The 18267-nt window shown below is 62.1% G+C and carries 15 protein-coding genes; 7 read left to right on the top strand and 8 right to left on the bottom strand.

Features of this window, described 5'->3' with window-relative positions:
• Positions 1-17: 17 nt before the first annotated feature.
• Genes efeB through efeU form a run of 3 tightly spaced genes read right to left on the bottom strand, consistent with a single transcriptional unit; the run spans position 18 to position 3379 of the window.
• The gene (efeB, locus tag QRN33_RS24075; protein WP_285410546.1) at positions 18-1316 is read right to left on the bottom strand and encodes an iron uptake transporter deferrochelatase/peroxidase subunit; all 1299 of its coding nucleotides are present in this window, start codon (positions 1314-1316) and stop codon (positions 18-20) included.
• A 15-nt stretch (positions 1317-1331) separates the two neighbouring features.
• Positions 1332-2531 (bottom strand): iron uptake system protein EfeO, encoded by a 1200-nt coding sequence (gene efeO, locus QRN33_RS24080; RefSeq protein WP_285410548.1) that lies wholly within the window; start codon positions 2529-2531, stop codon positions 1332-1334.
• An 8-nt stretch (positions 2532-2539) separates the two neighbouring features.
• The gene (efeU, locus tag QRN33_RS24085; protein ID WP_116659213.1) at positions 2540-3379 is read right to left on the bottom strand and encodes an iron uptake transporter permease EfeU; all 840 of its coding nucleotides are present in this window, start codon (positions 3377-3379) and stop codon (positions 2540-2542) included.
• 276 nt (positions 3380-3655) lie between these two features.
• Here efeU and QRN33_RS24090 point away from each other — a divergent pair, with 276 nt between their 5' ends.
• From QRN33_RS24090 to QRN33_RS24120, 7 genes are all read left to right on the top strand, one after another.
• A complete protein-coding gene (locus tag QRN33_RS24090) occupies positions 3656-4672 on the top strand; it encodes an AraC family transcriptional regulator (RefSeq protein WP_285410550.1) in 1017 nt (338 codons plus the stop codon).
• 290 nt (positions 4673-4962) lie between these two features.
• A complete protein-coding gene (locus QRN33_RS24095; protein WP_285410551.1) occupies positions 4963-6627 on the top strand; it encodes an AMP-binding protein in 1665 nt (554 codons plus the stop codon).
• A gap of 18 nt (positions 6628-6645) precedes the next feature.
• Positions 6646-7407: an SDR family NAD(P)-dependent oxidoreductase gene (locus tag QRN33_RS24100; protein ID WP_039762936.1), complete on the top strand. Its 762-nt coding sequence runs from the start codon at positions 6646-6648 to the stop codon at positions 7405-7407.
• A 13-nt stretch (positions 7408-7420) separates the two neighbouring features.
• A complete protein-coding gene (locus QRN33_RS24105; protein ID WP_285410554.1) occupies positions 7421-8614 on the top strand; it encodes an acetyl-CoA C-acyltransferase in 1194 nt (397 codons plus the stop codon).
• A 142-nt stretch (positions 8615-8756) separates the two neighbouring features.
• A complete protein-coding gene (locus QRN33_RS24110) occupies positions 8757-9884 on the top strand; it encodes an acyl-CoA dehydrogenase (RefSeq protein WP_285410556.1) in 1128 nt (375 codons plus the stop codon).
• A gap of 15 nt (positions 9885-9899) precedes the next feature.
• Positions 9900-10673 carry an enoyl-CoA hydratase gene (locus QRN33_RS24115; RefSeq protein WP_116657340.1) on the top strand — a complete coding sequence of 258 codons (774 nt, stop codon included), beginning with the start codon at positions 9900-9902 and terminating at the stop codon, positions 10671-10673.
• Positions 10674-10827: 154 nt separating this feature from the next.
• Positions 10828-11703, top strand: coding sequence for an NAD(P)-dependent oxidoreductase (locus QRN33_RS24120; RefSeq protein WP_123419665.1), 876 nt, complete (start codon positions 10828-10830; stop codon positions 11701-11703).
• Positions 11704-12070: 367 nt separating this feature from the next.
• Here the strand turns inward: QRN33_RS24120 and QRN33_RS24125 are convergent, their stop codons facing one another.
• From QRN33_RS24125 to QRN33_RS24145, 5 genes are all read right to left on the bottom strand, one after another.
• Positions 12071-13222 carry an acyl-CoA dehydrogenase family protein gene (locus QRN33_RS24125; RefSeq protein WP_041480377.1) on the bottom strand — a complete coding sequence of 384 codons (1152 nt, stop codon included), beginning with the start codon at positions 13220-13222 and terminating at the stop codon, positions 12071-12073.
• Between the two features lie 3 nt (positions 13223-13225).
• Complete coding sequence (locus QRN33_RS24130) at positions 13226-14332, bottom strand: enoyl-CoA hydratase/isomerase family protein (protein WP_042609945.1); 1107 nt, start codon at positions 14330-14332, stop codon at positions 13226-13228.
• 141 nt (positions 14333-14473) lie between these two features.
• A complete protein-coding gene (locus QRN33_RS24135; protein WP_064362305.1) occupies positions 14474-15160 on the bottom strand; it encodes an HPP family protein in 687 nt (228 codons plus the stop codon).
• A gap of 155 nt (positions 15161-15315) precedes the next feature.
• Positions 15316-16494 (bottom strand): MFS transporter, encoded by a 1179-nt coding sequence (locus QRN33_RS24140; RefSeq protein ID WP_285410561.1) that lies wholly within the window; start codon positions 16492-16494, stop codon positions 15316-15318.
• 315 nt (positions 16495-16809) lie between these two features.
• A complete protein-coding gene (locus tag QRN33_RS24145) occupies positions 16810-18189 on the bottom strand; it encodes a UDP-glucose dehydrogenase family protein (RefSeq protein WP_285410563.1) in 1380 nt (459 codons plus the stop codon).
• Between the last annotated feature and the right edge of the window lie 78 nt (positions 18190-18267).

Raw genomic sequence — 18267 nt, forward strand, 5'->3', positions numbered from 1 at the left:
CCAGTGTCGGTTGGGTGTCATGCGCTTTTGTTGTGGGAAGTGGCAGCCAGTAACGAGCGACCGATGAAGTCGTCATCGCCGGTAACGCCGGGCAGGGTGAAGAAGTAACCGCCGCCGACCGGTTTGAGATATTCCTCGAGCGGTTCGCCGTTGAGGCGGGTCTGCACGGTGATAAAGCCTTGTTCCAGATCGGCCTGGTAGCAGATGAACAGCAGGCCCATGTCGAGCTGACCGTTCTTGTTGACGCCGTTGGAATAGTTGAACGGCCGGCGCAGGATCAGGTTGGCCTGGGTCGCGGCGGTGCGCGGATTGGCCAGCCGAATGTGCGCGTCGAGTCTGGTCAGCTTGCCGGCCGGATCCTTGCTGTAATCCGGCACTTCGCTTTCCGTGTGGCCACCGATGGGCGCGCCGCTGCTCTTGACCCGGCCGAGAATGCTTTCCTGCTCCTGCAAAGGCGTGCGATCCCAGCGTTCGACAAAGTTGCGGATGATGCGCACCGCTTGATAACTGCCATGGGCAGCCCACGCTGGCTCATCACTGCCCGGTTGCACCCAGACGATGCAGTCCATGGCCTTGGCGTCGTTGGAATCGGGGTTGGCCGAGCCATCGCGAAAACCCAGGAAGTTGCGCGCCGACTGCGCCGGTACGCCGGGTTTGGCCGGGGCTTGCGGCGGTACGCTGCCTTCTTGTTTCCAGCGCACCAGCAGCAGATCGGGGAGGTTCTTGACGATGTCGCGCAGGGCGTGAATGTTGGTGTCGGCGGTGTTGGCGCAGAACTGCAGGCTCAGGTCGCCATGGCAGCAATCGGCATCCAGCGCATCGTTGGGGAAACCGACCATGCGTTGCAGGCGCTTGGGTTTGGCCGCTGCCAGACCGAAGCGCTCGTCGAACAGCGAATCACCGACGGACACGGTGATTGTCAGGTTGTCCGGGGTGACCACCGGGCCGAGGATGCCGGAATCCGGCGGCGGCAGTTTCGGATCAATCTGCGCCACCGGGCCGCCCTTCATCAAAAACGCGATGCGTTCGTTCAGCGTGCGGAACAGTCGCTCGAGATCTTCGCGATCGGTCGCCAGCACATCGAACGCCACCAGCATGCCCGAGGCCGGGCGCGGGGTGACGATGCCGGTCTGGTGCACGCCGTGGAAATCGTGGCGGTCTTCGGTCTTGTCGCTGCTCGGCGCTTCGGTGACTTGCGCGGGCGCTGCGGCCATGGCCGGGCAGCTCAGGGCTGATCCGGCGAGGGCGACACCGGCGGCGCCCATGCCCATCAGCACGCGGCGCCGTTGCAGGTTGAGAGGTTCTGAATCGTTCATCGGGTGGTCTTCTGCTTACAGGCCGGAAAGGCCGAGGGCGGGGTCGATGCCATCCAGTGCCGTGGCCAGAGCCTTGGCTTTGGCGGCGATCTGCTGGCGTTGCGCGGAGGTCACGGCGTCGTAACTGACGTAGCCGTCGGCGGATTTCAGTGCGTCGAGCTGGCTGTCAAAGTCGCCCAACGCCTGGTCGACTTTCGCCAACACGTCTGCTGCGGATTTGCTCAGCATCGGCCGCAACAGGTCGACGACTTTGTGCGCGGTTTGCCCGTTGGCGGCGAAACCGTTGAGATCGCTGTGGCTGTAGCGTTCTTCTTCGCCGCTGCCAGCGCGCACGTCGGCGAGGCTGTTGAGGTTGCGCACGACGATACTCACCAGTTGCTCCGGCGGCAGCGACTGCGCGAGCAACTGCTGCTTGAGCGTGGTGACGTCAGCGAGCAGGCGCTGGGCAATCGGCGCAACGTCGTCGAGTGTGCGCTGCTGAAACAGGGCATATTCGAGTCGATGGAAACCGACAAAGCCCGGATCCTGCTCGCGCTTTTCGAAATAATCGGCGCGGGCATTGATGTGATTGTCCAGCTCGGCCAGACGCTGCGCCGCCGGCGCCAGACGCTGATAAGCAGCACGCGCCGGCAGGTACGCGGCTTGCGCCTGAGCAAGATCGCCACTGGCTAGAGCCTGATCCAGGGCTGTCACCGCTTCGATCAAGGCACTGCCCTGAACGGCCAGATACACGCGAAATTCCGACAACGGCCCGACGAAAGCCACCATCGACGGTTTGGCCTTGGCGGCGGCGTCGGAAGCGGCCGTCGGCGTCACGTGCAAGGTGCCGCGCGGGTTGCTGAGCAAGCCGCAGGTGATCGCGTAGTCGCCCGGTTGCAGGTTGGCGTTGATCACCTGGCTCAGGCCCGGTGCGATGTTTTCCCGCTCTTCGACCACCAGCACGCCGTCGAGAATTTCCCACTCGACCGCACGCTCGGAGCGGTTGACGATGCGGAAACTGGCGCGGCCGGCCGGCACGGTCAGCGCATTCGGCTCGCAACTGTGCGGGTGGATGTTGACGACGATTTCGCCGTGGTTGTGCTGACGATTGGCGGCGGCGATGTTCGAGGCGTACCAGAACAGCCCGCCGGCGCCGATCATCAGCACTACCGAGCCGGCCAGCGCCCAACGCAAGGCACGCGGCGGCGAGGCCTGAGGGATTTGATTGTCAGACATGGGTGGCCTTATTGGCTGGAAACGGAAGTCGTTGACGGCGCTTGGCGCGGCGCGGGCATAAAAAACATCACCAGCGCCAGCAGCAGATAAATCAGGTAAGCGCCGAGGGTGCTGACGGTCGGCGCATCCTGATAACCGAACATGCCGGCCAGCACCGAGCCCAGCGGGCCGTCCATCGGCAGCGTCGCGCTGACGTCGAACAGCACCGTTTGCAGGTGATTCCACAACCCGGCTTCATGCAGCGCCTGCACCGAGTTGGCGAGGATCCCGGCGGCGACCACGAGGATGAACAAACCGGTCCACTTGAAGAACGCCGACAGATTCAGGCGCATGCTGCCGCTGTAGATGAGGAAACCGACGATCACCGCCAGGATCAGGCCGAGCAGGGCGCCAATCGGCGCGCCCGGGCCCTCGCTCTGCTGGAACACCGCAAGCAGGAAAAACACCGTTTCCAGGCCTTCGCGAGCGACAGCGAAAAAGACCATGGCGATCAGCGCAATCACCTGATGCCGGGAGGCCGTCAGCGCCTGATCCAGTGAGGCTTGCAGCGAATGCTTGATCGACCGCGCGACCTTGCGCATCCAGAACACCATCGAACTGAGAATGCCCACCGCGACCAGGCCAACCACGCCCTCGAACAGCTCCTGCTGCTTCTGCGGGAATTCGGCACTGACCAGTTCCAGGCCACCACCGACCAGCAGGGCGAGGGCGGCAGCGAGGAAAACGCCGATCCATACGGCGGGCATCCATTGACCGCGGCCGGTCTGTTGCAGGTAACTGGCAATGATGCCGACGATGAGCGCGGCCTCGATGCCTTCGCGCAACATGATCAAAAAGGGAACGAGCATTTGGTAGCCACAGCAATTTAGTTAGGTGGCTAAGTTGTAACATAATGACACTCATTCCCAAATGGCATTCATTGACATTTAGCTGAACCTCAGCTGAACGAAACACGCAACCCTGTAGGAGTGAGCCTGCTCGCGATAGCGGTCTGTCAGCCAAGGAGATGTGACTGATACACCGCTATCGCGAGCAGGCTCACTCCTACAAGGGATTTGTGTTGGGTCAGAGAGGCTGGGTTAAGATGCCCATCACCCAAAAAACAACAAGGCTCACCTCGCTCCATGGCGGACAAAGACACCATTGCCATTCCACTGGTGCGCGAAGCACTGCTGCAGAGTTGTGCGCCGGGCGCGGCCACGGATGAGGCGTTGAGCAAGGTCGGCATTGCTCCGGCTCTGTTGGCATCCGACGCGGGCAGGGTGCCGGCCTCGCAATACGCCAAACTCTGGCGCCTGTTGGCCCGGCGCGGTGATGACGAGTTCTTCGGCATGGACCCGCGCAAGCTCAAGTCCGGCAGCCTGGCGTTCCTGTGTCGCAGCGCCATGGCGCAACCGACGCTGGCGGCAGCGCTGGACACTGGCCTGAATTTCCTTTCGTTGATGCTCGAACGCCTGCCGGCGCAACTGGTGCATCAGCAGAGCCTGGCCGAAATCGTCCTGCTCGAAGACGATGCCGACCCACGTCGTGCGTTCACCTATTTCACTTACTGGATGATCGTGCACGGCGTAGCGTGCTGGCTGGCCGGGCGGCGGATTCCGATTCTGGCGATCGAACTGCGCTGCGCCGAACCGGATTTCACCGACGACTACCGGGTGATGTTTTCGGAGAACCTGCGTTTCGAACGTCCGCGTACGCGAATGATTTTTTCCGCCGACTGCCTCGACCTGCCGATCAAGCGCAGCGCCGAAGAGCTGAAGCGCTTTCTCGCCCAGGCGCCGGCGAACATTCTGGTCAAGTACCGCGACCCGGACAGCCTGGCGAGCCGGATCAAGCAGGATCTGCGGCAACTGCCCGCCGAGCAGTGGCCGGAAACCGAAGCGCTGGCCCAGCAATTGTGCATGTCCGCCTCGACGTTGCGCCGGCGCCTGGCCGAGGAAGGGCAGACCTATCAGGGGCTCAAGGACAGTGTGCGCAAGGAACTGGCAATCACCTGGCTGGCAGAGCCTTCGATCAGTTTTGTCGAGATCGCCACCCGACTGGGCTTTGCTGATGCCAGCTCGTTCTACAAGGCGTTTCGCAAGTGGTCCGGCTCGAACCCGGGGCATTACCGCACGCTGATCCTGAATGAGGTCGTCTGACCCGACGCCTTCGCGAGCAGGCTCGCTCCCACACTTTGAAATGCGTTCCCCTGTAGGAGCTGCCGAAGGCTGCGATCTTTTGATCTTGATCTGGATGGTGAAAATCAAGATCGACAGATCGCAGCCTCGTTGCGCTCGTCAGCTCCTACAGGGGATGCGGCGCTAATCCCTTGGCCAAACCAGTCAGCCACTTTGATAATTTTGACCATTGCCCCAGGTCCCGCGCGGCGCGACTATCCCTGTGTTGTTTACGGTTCCCAGCCTAATAAAAACACCGAGGGATTCTGGCAATGCGCGATTACTTGTCTGCCACCGAACAGTTCGATTACCAGCACATCGTCAATGCGTCGCTCAGCGGCACGCTGGCGGCACTCAACGCCTGCGTCGAGTGTTGCGACCGCCACGCCTTGCCCGGTCGCATTGCCTTGTTCTGGGAAGGTCGCGACGGTTCAAGTGCGACTTACACCTTCACTGACCTGCAAGACAAAGCCGCGCGTTTTGCCAATTTCCTCCTCGCCCAAGGCGTGCAAAAGGGCGATAAAGTCGCCGGGCTGCTGCCACGCAACGTCGAATTACTGGTCACCGTTCTTGCCACCTGGCGCATCGGCGCGGTGTATCAGCCGCTGTTCACCGCGTTCGGCCCCAAAGCCCTTGAACATCGCCTGAACAGTTCCGGGGCGAAAGTTGTGGTGACCGATGCGGTCAATCGGCCAAAGCTCAATGAGGTCGGCGAGTGCCCGACCATCGTCACGGTTGGCGGCGTGAAAGGTCAGGGCATTGTCCGTGGTGATTTCAGTTTCTGGGCCGAGCTGAGCAACTATTCCAATGTCTGCGCACCGGTGCTGCTGACCGGCGAAGACCCGTTCCTGCTGATGTTCACTTCAGGCACTACGGGTCCGGCGAAAGCGCTGTCGGTGCCGCTCAAAGCGATCGTCGCGTTCCAGAGCTACACCCGCGATGCGGTGGACCTGCGTCCTGAAGATGCGTTCTGGAACGTCGCTGATCCGGGCTGGGCCTATGGCATTTATTTCGGTGTGACCGGGCCGTTGGCGCTGGGTCACCCGATCACCTTCTACGATGGCCCGTTCACCCTCGAAAGCACCTGCCGGGTGATCAACAAATACGCCATCAGCAACCTCACCGGCTCGCCCACTGCCTATCGCCTGCTGATTGCCGGGGGAGAGGAGTTCGCCAGATCGATCAAGGGCAAGCTGCGCATCGTCAGCAGCGCCGGTGAACCGCTGAATCCGGAAGTGATCCGCTGGTTCGCCGACAACCTCGACGTGGTCATCCACGACCACTACGGCCAGACCGAACTGGGCATGGTGCTGTGCAACCATCACGGCCTCGAGCACCCCGTCCATGTTGGCGCTGCCGGTTTCGCTTCGCCCGGCCACCGCATCGTCGTGCTCGATGAGCAGTACAACGAGCTGGGCGTCGGCCAGCCCGGCATTCTCGCCATTGACCGCCCGCAGTCGCCGATGTGCTGGTTCGGCGGCTACGAAGGCGCGCCGACCAAGGCCTTCGTCGGCGACTACTACCTGAGCGGCGACACCGTCGAATGGAACCCCGACGGCAGCATCAGCTTCGTCGGCCGCAGCGATGACGTGATCACCACCTCGGGCTACCGCGTCGGCCCGTTCGATGTGGAAAGTGCGCTGATCGAACACCCGGCCGTGGTCGAAGCGGCGGTCGTCGGCAAACCCGATCCGGAACGTACCGAACTGGTCAAAGCCTTCGTCGTGCTGAGTGCGCAGTACCGCGCCGCGCCGGAGTTGGCCGAAGAGCTGCGCCAACATGTGCGCAAGCGTCTGGCCGCGCATTCGTACCCGCGTGAAATCGAATTTGTCAGCGAATTGCCCAAGACCCCGAGTGGCAAATTGCAGCGCTTTATCTTGCGCAACCAGGAAATCGCCAAGGCTCAAGAGGCCGCGGCGCACAACGTTTCAGCTTGAATCCAAGGAAACACTGTCATGCAGATCGAGAACAAGGTTTTTATCGTCACCGGCGGCGCGTCAGGCCTCGGTGCTGCCAGCGCTGAATTGCTGGTCAGTGCCGGCGCAAAAGTCATGCTGGTCGACATGAACGCCGAAGCCGTCGCCGCTCAGGCCCAGCGCCTCGGTGCGCAGAGCGTCGTCGCCGATATCAGCAACGAAGCCGCCGCCGAAGCTGCTGTGCAGGCGACCATCGCCGCATTTGGCAGCCTCAACGGCCTGATCAACTGCGCCGGCATCGTTCGCGGCGAGAAGATCCTCGGCAAGAACGGCCCGCACGCCCTTAGCAGTTTTGCCCAAGTGATCAACGTCAACCTGATCGGCAGCTTCAATATGCTGCGTCTGGCCGCGGCGGCCATTGCCGAGAGCGAAGCCAATGCTGACGGCGAGCGGGGGGTGATCATCAACACTGCCTCGGTCGCAGCATTCGATGGCCAGATCGGCCAGGCTGCGTACTCGGCGTCGAAAGGTGCGATCGCCAGCCTGACCCTGCCCGCCGCCCGCGAACTGGCGCGCTTCGGCATTCGCGTGATGACCATCGCACCGGGCATCTTCGAAACGCCGATGATGGCCGGCATGACCCCGGAAGTGCGCGACTCATTGGCCGCCGGCGTGCCGTTTCCGCCGCGTCTGGGCAAGCCCGCCGAATATGCCGCGCTGGTACGCCACATCATTGAAAACAGCATGCTCAACGGCGAGGTGATCCGTCTCGACGGCGCCTTGCGTATGGCCGCCAAGTAAAGAGGTATCCGTCATGACTATGTCCAACGATCCGATTGTTATCGTCAGCGCCGTCCGCACACCGATGGGCGGTTTTCAGGGCGAACTGAAAAGCCTCAGCGCACCGCAACTTGGCGCGGCGGCAATCAAGGCGGCGGTCGAACGCGCCGGTGTCGCCAGTGACGCGGTTGATGAAGTGCTGTTCGGCTGCGTACTGCCGGCCGGCCTCGGCCAAGCGCCGGCACGCCAGGCTGCGCTGGGCGCCGGGCTGGATAAATCGACGCGCTGCACCACGGTCAACAAGATGTGCGGCTCGGGCATGCAGACCACCATCATGGCCCACGACATGCTGCTCGCTGGCAGTGCCGATGTGGTGATTGCCGGTGGCATGGAAAGCATGTCCAACTCGCCATACCTGCTCGATCGTGCCCGCGCCGGTTATCGCATGGGCCATGGCCGCGTGCTCGATTCGATGTTCCTCGACGGCCTCGAAGACGCCTACGACAAGGGCCGGCTGATGGGCACCTTCGCCGAGGATTGCGCCGAGACCAACGGCTTCAGCCGCGAAGCTCAGGACGCTTTCGCCATCGCCTCGACCACCCGCGCACAACAGGCGATCAAGGACGGCAGCTTCCACGACGAAATCGTCCCGCTGACCGTCACCGTCGGCAAAGAACAGGTGGTGATCAGTAACGACGAGCAACCGCCAAAAGCCAAACTCGACAAAGTCGCCTCGCTGAAACCGGCGTTCCGCGAAGGCGGCACGGTCACGGCGGCCAACTCCAGCTCGATTTCCGACGGCGCCGCGGCGCTGGTACTGATGCGCCAGTCCCACGCGCAGCAACTGGGCCTCAAACCGCTGGCGGTGATTCACGGCCATTCGGCGTTTGCCGACACCCCGGGCCTGTTTCCCACCGCACCGATTGGCGCGATCAAGAAACTGGTGAAGAAAACCGGCTGGGCACTGGATCAGGTGGATCTGTTTGAAGTCAATGAAGCGTTCGCGGTGGTCGGCATGGCGGCGATGACGCATCTGGAGATCCCCCACGACAAGCTCAACGTGCATGGCGGCGCCTGTGCGCTGGGCCACCCGATCGGCGCCTCGGGCGCGCGGATTCTGGTGACGCTGCTGGCGGCACTGCGGCAGAAACAGCTCAAACGCGGGATTGCAGCCATCTGCATTGGCGGCGGCGAAGCCACGGCCATGGCTGTGGAATGCGTTTACTGAAGGCATCCCCGATCAACTGTGGGAGCGAGCCTGCTCGCGAAAACGTCGTTTCAGCCGGCACATGCGTGACTGACACACCGCTTTCGCGAGCAGGCTCGCTCCCACAGAGTTCTATGTCGTACCCAGATTTGAAGGAATCACCATGATCCCCAACGAAGACCAACATCAGATCCGCGACATGGCCCGGCAGTTTGCCGAGGAGCGGCTCAAACCGTTCGCTGCCGAGTGGGATCGCGAGCACCGTTTTCCCAGGGAAGCCATCGCCGAGATGGCCGGCCTGGGCTTCTTCGGCATGCTCGTACCGGAGCAGTGGGGCGGTTGTGACACAGGCTATCTGGCCTACGCCATGGCCCTGGAGGAAATCGCCGCCGGCGACGGTGCCTGCTCAACGATCATGAGCGTGCACAACTCGGTCGGCTGCGTGCCGATTCTCAAGTTCGGCAATGACGACCAGCGCGAGCGCTTCCTCAAACCGCTGGCCAGCGGCGCCATGCTCGGTGCCTTTGCATTGACCGAACCGCAGGCCGGTTCCGACGCCAGCAGCCTGAAGACCCGTGCGCGGCTGGAAGGCGATCACTACGTGTTGAATGGCTGCAAACAATTCATCACCTCCGGGCAGAACGCCGGTGTCGTGATCGTGTTTGCCGTGACCGACCCGAGCGCCGGCAAACGTGGGATCAGCGCGTTTATCGTGCCGACCGACTCGCCTGGCTACAAGGTTGCGCGGGTCGAAGACAAGCTCGGCCAACACGCCTCCGACACCTGCCAGATCCTCTTCGAAGATGTGAAAGTGCCGGTCGCCAACCGCCTCGGCGAGGAGGGCGAGGGCTACAGGATCGCCCTGGCCAACCTCGAAGGCGGCCGCGTCGGCATCGCCTCGCAAGCCGTCGGCATGGCCCGTGCCGCCTTCGAGGCCGCCCGTGATTACGCCCGCGAGCGTGACACCTTCGGCAAGCCGATCATCGAGCATCAGGCCGTGGCGTTTCGCCTGGCGGACATGGCCACGCAAATTGCCGTCGCCCGGCAAATGGTGCATTACGCAGCGGCCTTGCGTGACAGCGGCCAGCCGGCGCTGGTCGAGGCGTCGATGGCCAAGCTGTTCGCCTCGGAAATGGCCGAGAAGGTCTGCTCCATGGCCTTGCAAACCCTCGGCGGTTACGGTTACCTCAACGACTTCCCGCTGGAACGCATCTACCGCGACGTGCGCGTCTGCCAGATCTACGAAGGCACCAGCGACATTCAGCGCATGGTTATTTCGCGCAATCTCTGACAAGGAATTTTCTTCATGACTTACGAAACGATTCTGCTGGAAACCCGCGACCGCGTCGGCCTGATCACCCTCAACCGGCCGCAGGCGCTGAACGCGCTGAACGCGCAACTGGTCAGCGAAGTGAACCACGCCCTCGATGCGCTCGAAGCCGATGCGCACATCGGCTGCATCGTCCTCACCGGCTCGAAAAAAGCCTTTGCCGCCGGCGCCGACATCAAGGAAATGGCCGAGCTGACCTATCCGCAGATCTACATGGACGATCTGTTCAGCGACAGCGATCGCGTCGCCAACCGGCGCAAGCCAATCATCGCCGCGGTCAACGGTTTTGCCCTCGGCGGTGGCTGCGAACTGGCGCTGATGTGCGACTTCATTCTGGCTGGCGACAATGCCAGATTCGGCCAGCCGGAGATCAACCTCGGCGTGCTGCCAGGCATGGGCGGCACCCAGCGCCTGACCCGCGCGGTGGGCAAGGCCAAGGCCATGGAAATGTGCCTGAGCGGGCGCATGATCGACGCGGTGGAAGCCGAGCGCTGCGGCATCGTCGCGCGAATCGTGCCGAGTGATGAACTGCTTGATGAGGCGCTGAAAGTCGCAGCAGTGATCGCCGGCAAATCGCTGCCGATTGCGATGATGATCAAGGAGAGCGTCAACCGTGCGTTCGAGGTCAACCTGACGGAGGGCGTGCGTTTCGAGCGCCGGGTGTTCCATGCGGCGTTTGCGACGCAGGATCAGAAGGAAGGGATGGCGGCGTTTATTGCCAAGCGTGAGGCTGCATTCCAGGGCAAGTGATTGGCTGTCCGGGCTGGTGCTTTCGCGAGCAGGCTCGCTCCCACATTGGACTATGGAGACTCCTGTGGGAGCGAGCCTGCTCGCGAAGCTTTTAAAGGCCCACTCACTAGCGCTAGTCTGTTGACCTTCTTGCACATCAAGAGCGGAGGTCAACATGCGTATCGGATTTATCGGGCTGGGTTCCATGGGCAAGGGCATGGCTGCCAACCTGCTCAAGGCCGGCCATGAAGTGCGGGTGTGGAACCGCAGCCATCCTGCCGTCGAACAACTGGTCAGCCAGGGCGCAACGGCCGCAGGCGATCCCGGCGAAGCCTTCGATGCTGAAGTGGTGATCAGCATGCTCGCCGACGACGCGGTGACGCGCTCGGTGCTGATCGACAGCGGCGCATTGGCCTCAAGCAAGCCGGGGCTGATTCACCTGAGCATGGCCACGCTGTCGGTCGAGTTCATCAAGGAGCTGGCAGCGCTGCATGACAGCGTCGGCGCCCAACTGATTGCCGCCCCGGTATTTGGACGCAACGATCTGGCCGAGGCCGGCAAGCTCAACATCGCCGTCGGCGGTCCGGCCACCGCGCTTGCCCGGGTTCAGCCACTGCTGGATGTGATGGGGCAGAAAACCTGGCCGATGGGTGAAGACCCGGTCAACGCCGCCATCCTCAAGATCGCCACCAACATGATGCTGATCAGCGCCATCGAAGCCACCGGCGAAGCAATGGCGTTGACCCAGAGTTATGGCGTGGGCAATAGCGATTTCGTCGAGTTCATTACCAACACGCTGTTCGCGGCACCGGCCTATAAGGTCTACGGACCGAAGATTGCCGCGCGGGAGACTGAGGGGGCTGGGTTTACCTTGCGTCTGGGTTTGAAGGATGTTGGCCTGGCGCTGAAGGCCGGCGAGCCGAATCATGTGCCGTTGCCGGTGGCCAGCGTGTTGCGCGATAACTTGCTGGATGCGGTGGCGTTGGGCGAGGGGGAAAGTGATCTGGCGGCGTTGGGGGTCAGGGCGATTCGGCGTTCGGGGCAGGAATAATGTGTGAAACCTTCAAAAGCCCCTCACCCTAGCCCTCTCCCGGAGGGAGAGGGGACTGACCGCGCGATATTGGCGAATTACGCCGACCTGAAAGGTTGACGCTGAATCCGTAACCGACTCGGTCTGCTCCCTCTCCCTGGGGAGAGGGGACTGAACGGGCGATATTGGCGAATTACGCCGACCTGAAAGGTTGTCGCTGAATCCGTAACCGACTCGGTCTGCTCCCTCTCCCTGGGGAGAGGGGACTGAACGGGCGATATTGGCGAATTATGCCGACCTGAAAGGTTGTCGCTGAATCCGTAACCGACTCGGTCTGCTCCCTCTCCCTGGGGAGAGGGCTGGGGTGAGGGGAAGGGGGGCGACACCATCACAACTGGTAGTTCTTCAGATCCCGCGCAATCACCATCCGCTGTATCTCGCTCGACCCTTCATAAATCTGGGTAATCCGCGCATCGCGGTAATACTTCTCGACCGGATAATCCTCGAGATAGCCGTAACCGCCATGAATCTGAATCGCCGAAGAACACACTTTCTCAGCCATTTCCGAGGCAAACAGCTTGGCCTGTGATGCCTCGGACAAGCACGGTTTGCCCGCCGTGCGCAGCCGCGCTGCATGCAGGATCAGCAACCGCGCGGCATTGATCTGCATGTGCATGTCAGCGAGCAGATTGGCAATGCTCTGGTGCTCGATGATTGGCTTGTCGAATTGCACGCGATCCTTCGAATAGGCCAGCGCCGCTTCAAAGGCCGCCCGGGCAATGCCCAATGCCTGTGCCGCGATGCCGATGCGTCCGCCTTCAAGGTTGGACAGGGCAATGGCCAGGCCTTTGCCACGCTCGCCGAGCAGGTTGGCCTCGGGGATGCTGCAGTTGTTCAGCGTCACCGCGCAGGTGTCGGAAGCGCGAATGCCCATTTTGTGTTCGGTGCGATCGACGATGAAACCCGGCGTATCGGTCGGTACCAGAAACGCCGAAAGGCCTTTTTTGCCGAGATCCGGATCAGTCACCGCAAACACGATCGCCAGTTTCGCCCGTTTGCCGTTGCTGACAAATTGCTTGGCGCCGTTGATCACCCATTGGCCGTCGCGCAGTTCGGCGCGGGTACGCAGGTTGTGCGCTTCGGAGCCGGCCTGGGGTTCGGTCAGGCAGAAGCAACCGATGGTTTGCCCGCTGGCCAGATCGGCCAGCCAGGTCTGCTTCTGTTCGTCACTGCCGTAGTTGAGCACCGGGCCGCAGCCGACCGAGTTGTGAATGCTCATGAACGCGCCGGTCGCGCCGTCACCGGCGGAGATTTCCTCGACGGCCAGTGCATAGGCGACGTAATCGACGTAAGTACCGCCCCATTCCTCAGGCACGACCATGCCGAGCAAGCCCAGCTCGCCCATTTTCGCCACCAGGGCGTCGTCGATCCAGCCGGCCTTTTCCCAGGCCTGGGCATGGGGCGCAATCTCGCCGCGGGCAAAATCCCGGGCCATGTCGCGGATCATCACTTGTTCTTCAGTCAGTTCGAGATCGTGCATGGCTCAGCTCCCGCTCTCATCAAAACCATGGAAGAAACTCGCCACCTGCGCAGCGTCCAGTCCGGCGACGGTCGGCGGGTTCCAGCGCGGTGACTTGTCCTTGTCGATCAGCAGGGCGCGCACGCCCTCGATCAGGTCGCCCCGGGCAAACCACTGGCGGTCCAGGTGCAGTTCCAGAGCAAAGCAGTGCTCCAGGCTCAAGTGCCTGCCACGACGGAGCATTTCCAGGGTCACGGCCATGGCCAGCGGCGAGCGGGTTTCCAGCAGATCTGCCGTGGTCAGCGCCCATTCATGGCTGTCGGCGACGGTGACGGCGCGCAATTGCTCGATCATGCTCGGCACGTCGGGCAGCGCAAAGAAGTGGTCGATGGCCGGGCGCAAGGCTTCGAGCGGCGCATCGGGCAGGGTTTGCACGGCGTGTCTGGCGAGCAGGTTCTGCAGCGACTTGAGCGGCGTGTCCTGCCATTCCATCTGGTCGAGCTTTTCATCGAGCAGGGCCAATTTGCTGCTGTCCAGATACCAGTCGGCGAGGCCGCAGTACAGCGCGTCGGCAGCGCGAATCTGCACGCCGCTGACGCCCAGATAAATCCCCAGCTCACCGGGAATGCGCGGCAGGAAGTAACTGCCGCCGACGTCAGGGAAATAACCGATGGCCACTTCCGGCATCGCCAGACGGCTCTTCTCGGTGACTACGCGCAGATCGGCGCCTTGCACCAGGCCCATGCCGCCGCCGAGGACAAAACCGTCCATCAAGGCCAGCACCGGTTTGCGGTAGTGATGAATCGTCAGGTCGAGGGCGTATTCCTCGACGAAGAAATCTTCGTGCAGCGTGTCGCCGCTCTTGTAACTGTCGTACAGCGAACGAATATCACCGCCGGCGCAGAAGGCCTTTTCACCGGCACCGCGCAATACCACGGCGTGCACTTCAGCGTCAGACGCCCAGGCATCGAGCTGCTGTTGCAGCAGACGCACCATGTCGAGGGTGATTGCATTGAGGCCCGCAGGGCGGTTGAGGGTCAGGTGGCCGATGTGGTTGCGCACCTCGGCCAGCACATCGTTTTGCATGGCATCCATGGACGGGGTCCGCCGGGATGAAGCCTGAGCTGTCATCAGTAACTCCCTGCTTTTATTGTCTTTATTCGAAAAGCCCGCGCGCGGGCGTTAGCGGATCGTAACAGTGCAAATTTGCCGTGTACAACGGGGATATCTGCAGGGGGAATCTGCGTTTTTACATGCCTCGAAATTGCGCGGTTATCTGAAGGTTTCGCTGATGCTGCGGCGTTTGGCGTGCAGTTCGCTGGCGTGGATCAGGCGTTCGAGGTCTTCGGGGGTGACGTCGATGAAAGCTTCCATGTCCGCCAGCGCCCGTTTCAGGTCTTCGGCGGTGATCGCCTGGCTGTCGACCGGGACCACTGGTGGGGCCGGATCGGCGGGGCGTTTCGGGTAGCGGATGCGGGTCAGGTTGTTATAGGCCAAGGCGCTGGCGAGCATGCACAGGGCACCGAGCATCACCGGCTCCATGGCTTTCCAGTCCATGGCGATGGTCGCCGGATCGGCCAGCACCAGCGTCAGTGCCAAGGCGCCCGCCGGTGGATGCAGGCAACGCAGCCAGCACATCAGGATCACCGCCATGCCGGCGGCGAGGCAGGCGCTGCCCAGCGTTCGGCCGAGCACGTGGGCCACCAGCAAGGCGACCACGCCGGCACACAGGTAGCCGCCGAGAATCGACCACGGCTGGGCGAGGGCGCCGGAGGACACCGCGAACAGCAACACCGCCGAAGCGCCGAGCGGGCCGATCAGATGAAACGCGACGTCATGCCCGAAAACCTGCGCGCACATCCACACGCTGACCAGCGTGCCCAGGCTCATGCCGATGGCGGCACGGCTCCATTCTGTGGGGCGGGTGTTGATGGCGGCGGGCAACCAGCGAGCAAGCATGTAGAACTGATCCTTTGCAAAAACCGGGACAAAAAAAAGGACTTGTCCGGCATATCCGGAAAGCCCTCGAAGGTTCCAACATTGGGGGAGGAACGCGCGTAGTTTGCCGATCAAACTCGATGCTGACAAATTCATATAAATGCACTTTTAGTGCACTATTTTTGCATTGAAGCAGTGCGACGCGCGCTGATGAAGCATAGATAACCGCCCAGTGCCGCCAATCCGCTCAGCGCATAGAACATGCTCGGCGCAGGTGTGTGCATCAGCAGAAACCCGCAGATGACCGGGCTCGCGCCGCCACCAAGGGCGGCGAGGTTCTGCGCGCCGTAGTAGCTGCCACGCAGCGCCTCCGGGGCGAGGGTGTCGACGAACAGGAAGTCGGCCGGGTAAATGATCATCTCGCCCAAGGTGAAGATGAACATTGCCACGCACCAGCCGAGCAGGCTGTCCGCCATGCTGAAACCGATCAACCCGGCGATGAACAGCGCGGTGCCACCGGCAATCCAGTGACGCAGGTGTTCGCGGCTGAGCCAGCGACCGACCTGGTACTGCAGCAGGATCACCGTGATTGCGTTGCACGCGAGCAGGGCGGCCATGGTGTCGAGCATCTGTTGCTGGTTATGGGTGACCAGCAGGTATTGCGACAGGTAAAGGGTGAAGCGCCCGTGCACCAATGTGCTGAGCAGACAGCCGAGGGTGGACAACACCATCGTGCGGTCGTTTTTCAGGATCACCAGGGTGTTGAGGAAACTTTGCGGCGCGCTGCCAGCAGCGATCGGACGGGCATCCCTGGTCGCGCCGAGCAGGAGAAAAATACTGCCAATGGCAATTGCGCCGGCAACGATGAAAGGCGCGGACGGCTGCACTCCGGCAATCACCACGCCGAGCATCGGGCCGACGGCGTAGCCGATGTTGGTCAGCGTGTAATTGAGGGAAAAAGCCTTGACCCGCTGGCCCACCGGCAGCTGTTCGCTGAGGATCGCCTTGCTACCGATGAGGAACAGCGCCGACGCGGTTTCGCTGATGATCAGCACCACGGTCACCAGATACAGGTTCTGCGCGAAGGTCAACAGGATCAGGCCGATTCCGCTGGAGAGCATGCTCAGGATCAGCAACTGGCGCTTGTCCAGCTTGTCGATGATGTAGCCGCCGTACAGCGACAGCAGCGTGGCGCTGAACACGGCAATGCCCAGCAGCAGGCCGACATCCTGCGGGTTGAGCCCGAGCTTGTTGCTGAGGAACAGCGTCAGCAGCGGACTGACCAGAGCACGACTGACCACCACGGTCAGCGAGCTGATCATCAGCCGGCGAATGAACGGCGAATAGATGGCCACGGAAGGGGAATGTCCTTATTCGGGAAGCCTGGGGCAAAAAGCTGATCCACCATCGCCCCCTTGTAGGAGTGAGCCTGCTCGCGATGGCGGTGGGTCAGCCTCTGAATGTGTCGAATGGTACACCGCTATCGCGAGCAGGCTCACTCCTAAAGGGGGTGTGTACACACGATTATCACTGACCACCGCTAATCCAATGTGGGAGCGAGCCTGCTCGCGAAGGCGGCGGATCAGTCACCTCCGATGTCGCTGACGAGCAGGCTCGCTCCCACAGGGTCTGTGCACCTCACAATTACCACTGACTCCCACCGGGGCAGCTCAAGCCACATCCGAAGCCGCCGCTCTCTGCCGCAACGTGATCGGCAACCTGCACGATTCGCCGCGCCCCATCGGGAAATACTGAAACCCGTTGCGCGCCAGGCGTTCGGCGTCGTACAGGTTGCGGCCGTCGAAAATCACCGGGCTGTGCAGACGCTGTTTGATCAGCTCGAAATCCGGGGCTTTGAACTGTTGCCATTCGGTGCAGATGATCAACGCATCGGCGCCGGCCAGTACCGATTCCGGCGTGCCCATCAACATCAGTTTTGACTCGTTCGGATAGAGCTTCTGCGTTTCCAGCATGGCCTCCGGATCGAACGCACGCACGCTGGCACCGGCAGCCCATAAGCCCTCGAGCAGCACCCGACTCGGCGCGTCACGCATGTCATCAGTGTTGGGCTTGAACGCCAGGCCCCACAGGGCAAAGATCTTGCCGCGCAAATCGCCCCGGTAGAAGGCATTGATGCGCTCGAACAGCTTGTGCTTCTGGCGCTGGTTGATCGCCTCGACCGCTTGCAGCAGATCACTGGAGCAGTGCGCCTGCTCGGCACTGTGAATCAGCGCGCGCATGTCCTTGGGAAAACACGATCCGCCGTAGCCGCAACCCGGGTAAATGAAGTGATAGCCGATCCGCATATCGGCACCGATGCCCTGGCGCACCGCTTCAATGTCCGCACCCAGATGCTCGGCGAGTTCGGCGATCTGGTTGATGAAGCTGATCTTGGTCGCCAGCATGCAATTGGCGGCGTATTTGGTCAGCTCGGCGCTGCGCAGATCCATGAACAGGATGCGCTCATGGTTGCGATTGAACGGCGCGTACAGATCGCGCATCACGTCGCGCACCTCAGCGCCTTCGCAGCCGATGACGATACGGTCCGGCCGCCGGCAATCGGCGACGGCAGAGCCTTCCTTGAGAAACTCCGGGTTGGAGACGATATCGAACTGCAGCAAACGGCCGATCTTGATCAGCGCCTTCTCGATGTGGCTGCGCAAGGCATCGCCCGTGCCCACCGGCACCGTGGATTTCTCCACCACGATCAATGGCTGCTCACGATGCCGGGCAATCGCGTCGCCGACCGACAGCACATAGCGCAGGTCCGCCGAACCGTCCTCGCGTGACGGCGTCCCCACCGCGATAAACGCTACCCGCCCATGCAACACGGCGCGTCGTTCATCGGTGGTGAATTGCAGGCGATTGGCATCCAGCCCTTCACGCACCAGGTTTGCCAGGCCCGGCTCGAAAATACTGACGTGCCCCTCGCGCAGCTGCTCGATTTTCTGCGCGTCGACATCCATGCACACGACCTCGTGCCCCACCTCGGCCAGCACCGCCGCTTGCACCAGACCGACATAACCACTGCCAAACACCGTGATCTTCATGCCGCACTCCTGCCTGCAGTTCCATGCATTGAAGATAAGAGCGCGATGTTTCAGTTCGCCTACCGTGCGGATGAGCCC

It is taken from the genome of Pseudomonas sp. FR229a (assembly GCF_030209115.1).
Lineage (GTDB): Bacteria > Pseudomonadota > Gammaproteobacteria > Pseudomonadales > Pseudomonadaceae > Aquipseudomonas > Aquipseudomonas moraviensis_A.

What these genes read in the sequence shown, in the direction of transcription:
- QRN33_RS24135 (WP_064362305.1), bottom strand. Translation starts at nt 15,160, where the DNA reads ATGCTTGCTCGCTGGTTGCCCGCCGCCATCAACACCCGCCCCACAGAA.
- QRN33_RS24115 (WP_116657340.1), top strand. Translation starts at nt 9,900, where the DNA reads ATGACTTACGAAACGATTCTGCTGGAAACCCGCGACCGCGTCGGCCTG.
- QRN33_RS24145 (WP_285410563.1), bottom strand. Translation starts at nt 18,189, where the DNA reads ATGAAGATCACGGTGTTTGGCAGTGGTTATGTCGGTCTGGTGCAAGCG.
- efeO (WP_285410548.1), bottom strand. Translation starts at nt 2,531, where the DNA reads ATGTCTGACAATCAAATCCCTCAGGCCTCGCCGCCGCGTGCCTTGCGT.
- QRN33_RS24100 (WP_039762936.1), top strand. Translation starts at nt 6,646, where the DNA reads ATGCAGATCGAGAACAAGGTTTTTATCGTCACCGGCGGCGCGTCAGGC.
- QRN33_RS24120 (WP_123419665.1), top strand. Translation starts at nt 10,828, where the DNA reads ATGCGTATCGGATTTATCGGGCTGGGTTCCATGGGCAAGGGCATGGCT.
- efeB (WP_285410546.1), bottom strand. Translation starts at nt 1,316, where the DNA reads ATGAACGATTCAGAACCTCTCAACCTGCAACGGCGCCGCGTGCTGATG.
- QRN33_RS24125 (WP_041480377.1), bottom strand. Translation starts at nt 13,222, where the DNA reads ATGCACGATCTCGAACTGACTGAAGAACAAGTGATGATCCGCGACATG.
- QRN33_RS24095 (WP_285410551.1), top strand. Translation starts at nt 4,963, where the DNA reads ATGCGCGATTACTTGTCTGCCACCGAACAGTTCGATTACCAGCACATC.
- QRN33_RS24105 (WP_285410554.1), top strand. Translation starts at nt 7,421, where the DNA reads ATGACTATGTCCAACGATCCGATTGTTATCGTCAGCGCCGTCCGCACA.
- efeU (WP_116659213.1), bottom strand. Translation starts at nt 3,379, where the DNA reads ATGCTCGTTCCCTTTTTGATCATGTTGCGCGAAGGCATCGAGGCCGCG.
- QRN33_RS24110 (WP_285410556.1), top strand. Translation starts at nt 8,757, where the DNA reads ATGATCCCCAACGAAGACCAACATCAGATCCGCGACATGGCCCGGCAG.
- QRN33_RS24090 (WP_285410550.1), top strand. Translation starts at nt 3,656, where the DNA reads ATGGCGGACAAAGACACCATTGCCATTCCACTGGTGCGCGAAGCACTG.
- QRN33_RS24130 (WP_042609945.1), bottom strand. Translation starts at nt 14,332, where the DNA reads ATGACAGCTCAGGCTTCATCCCGGCGGACCCCGTCCATGGATGCCATG.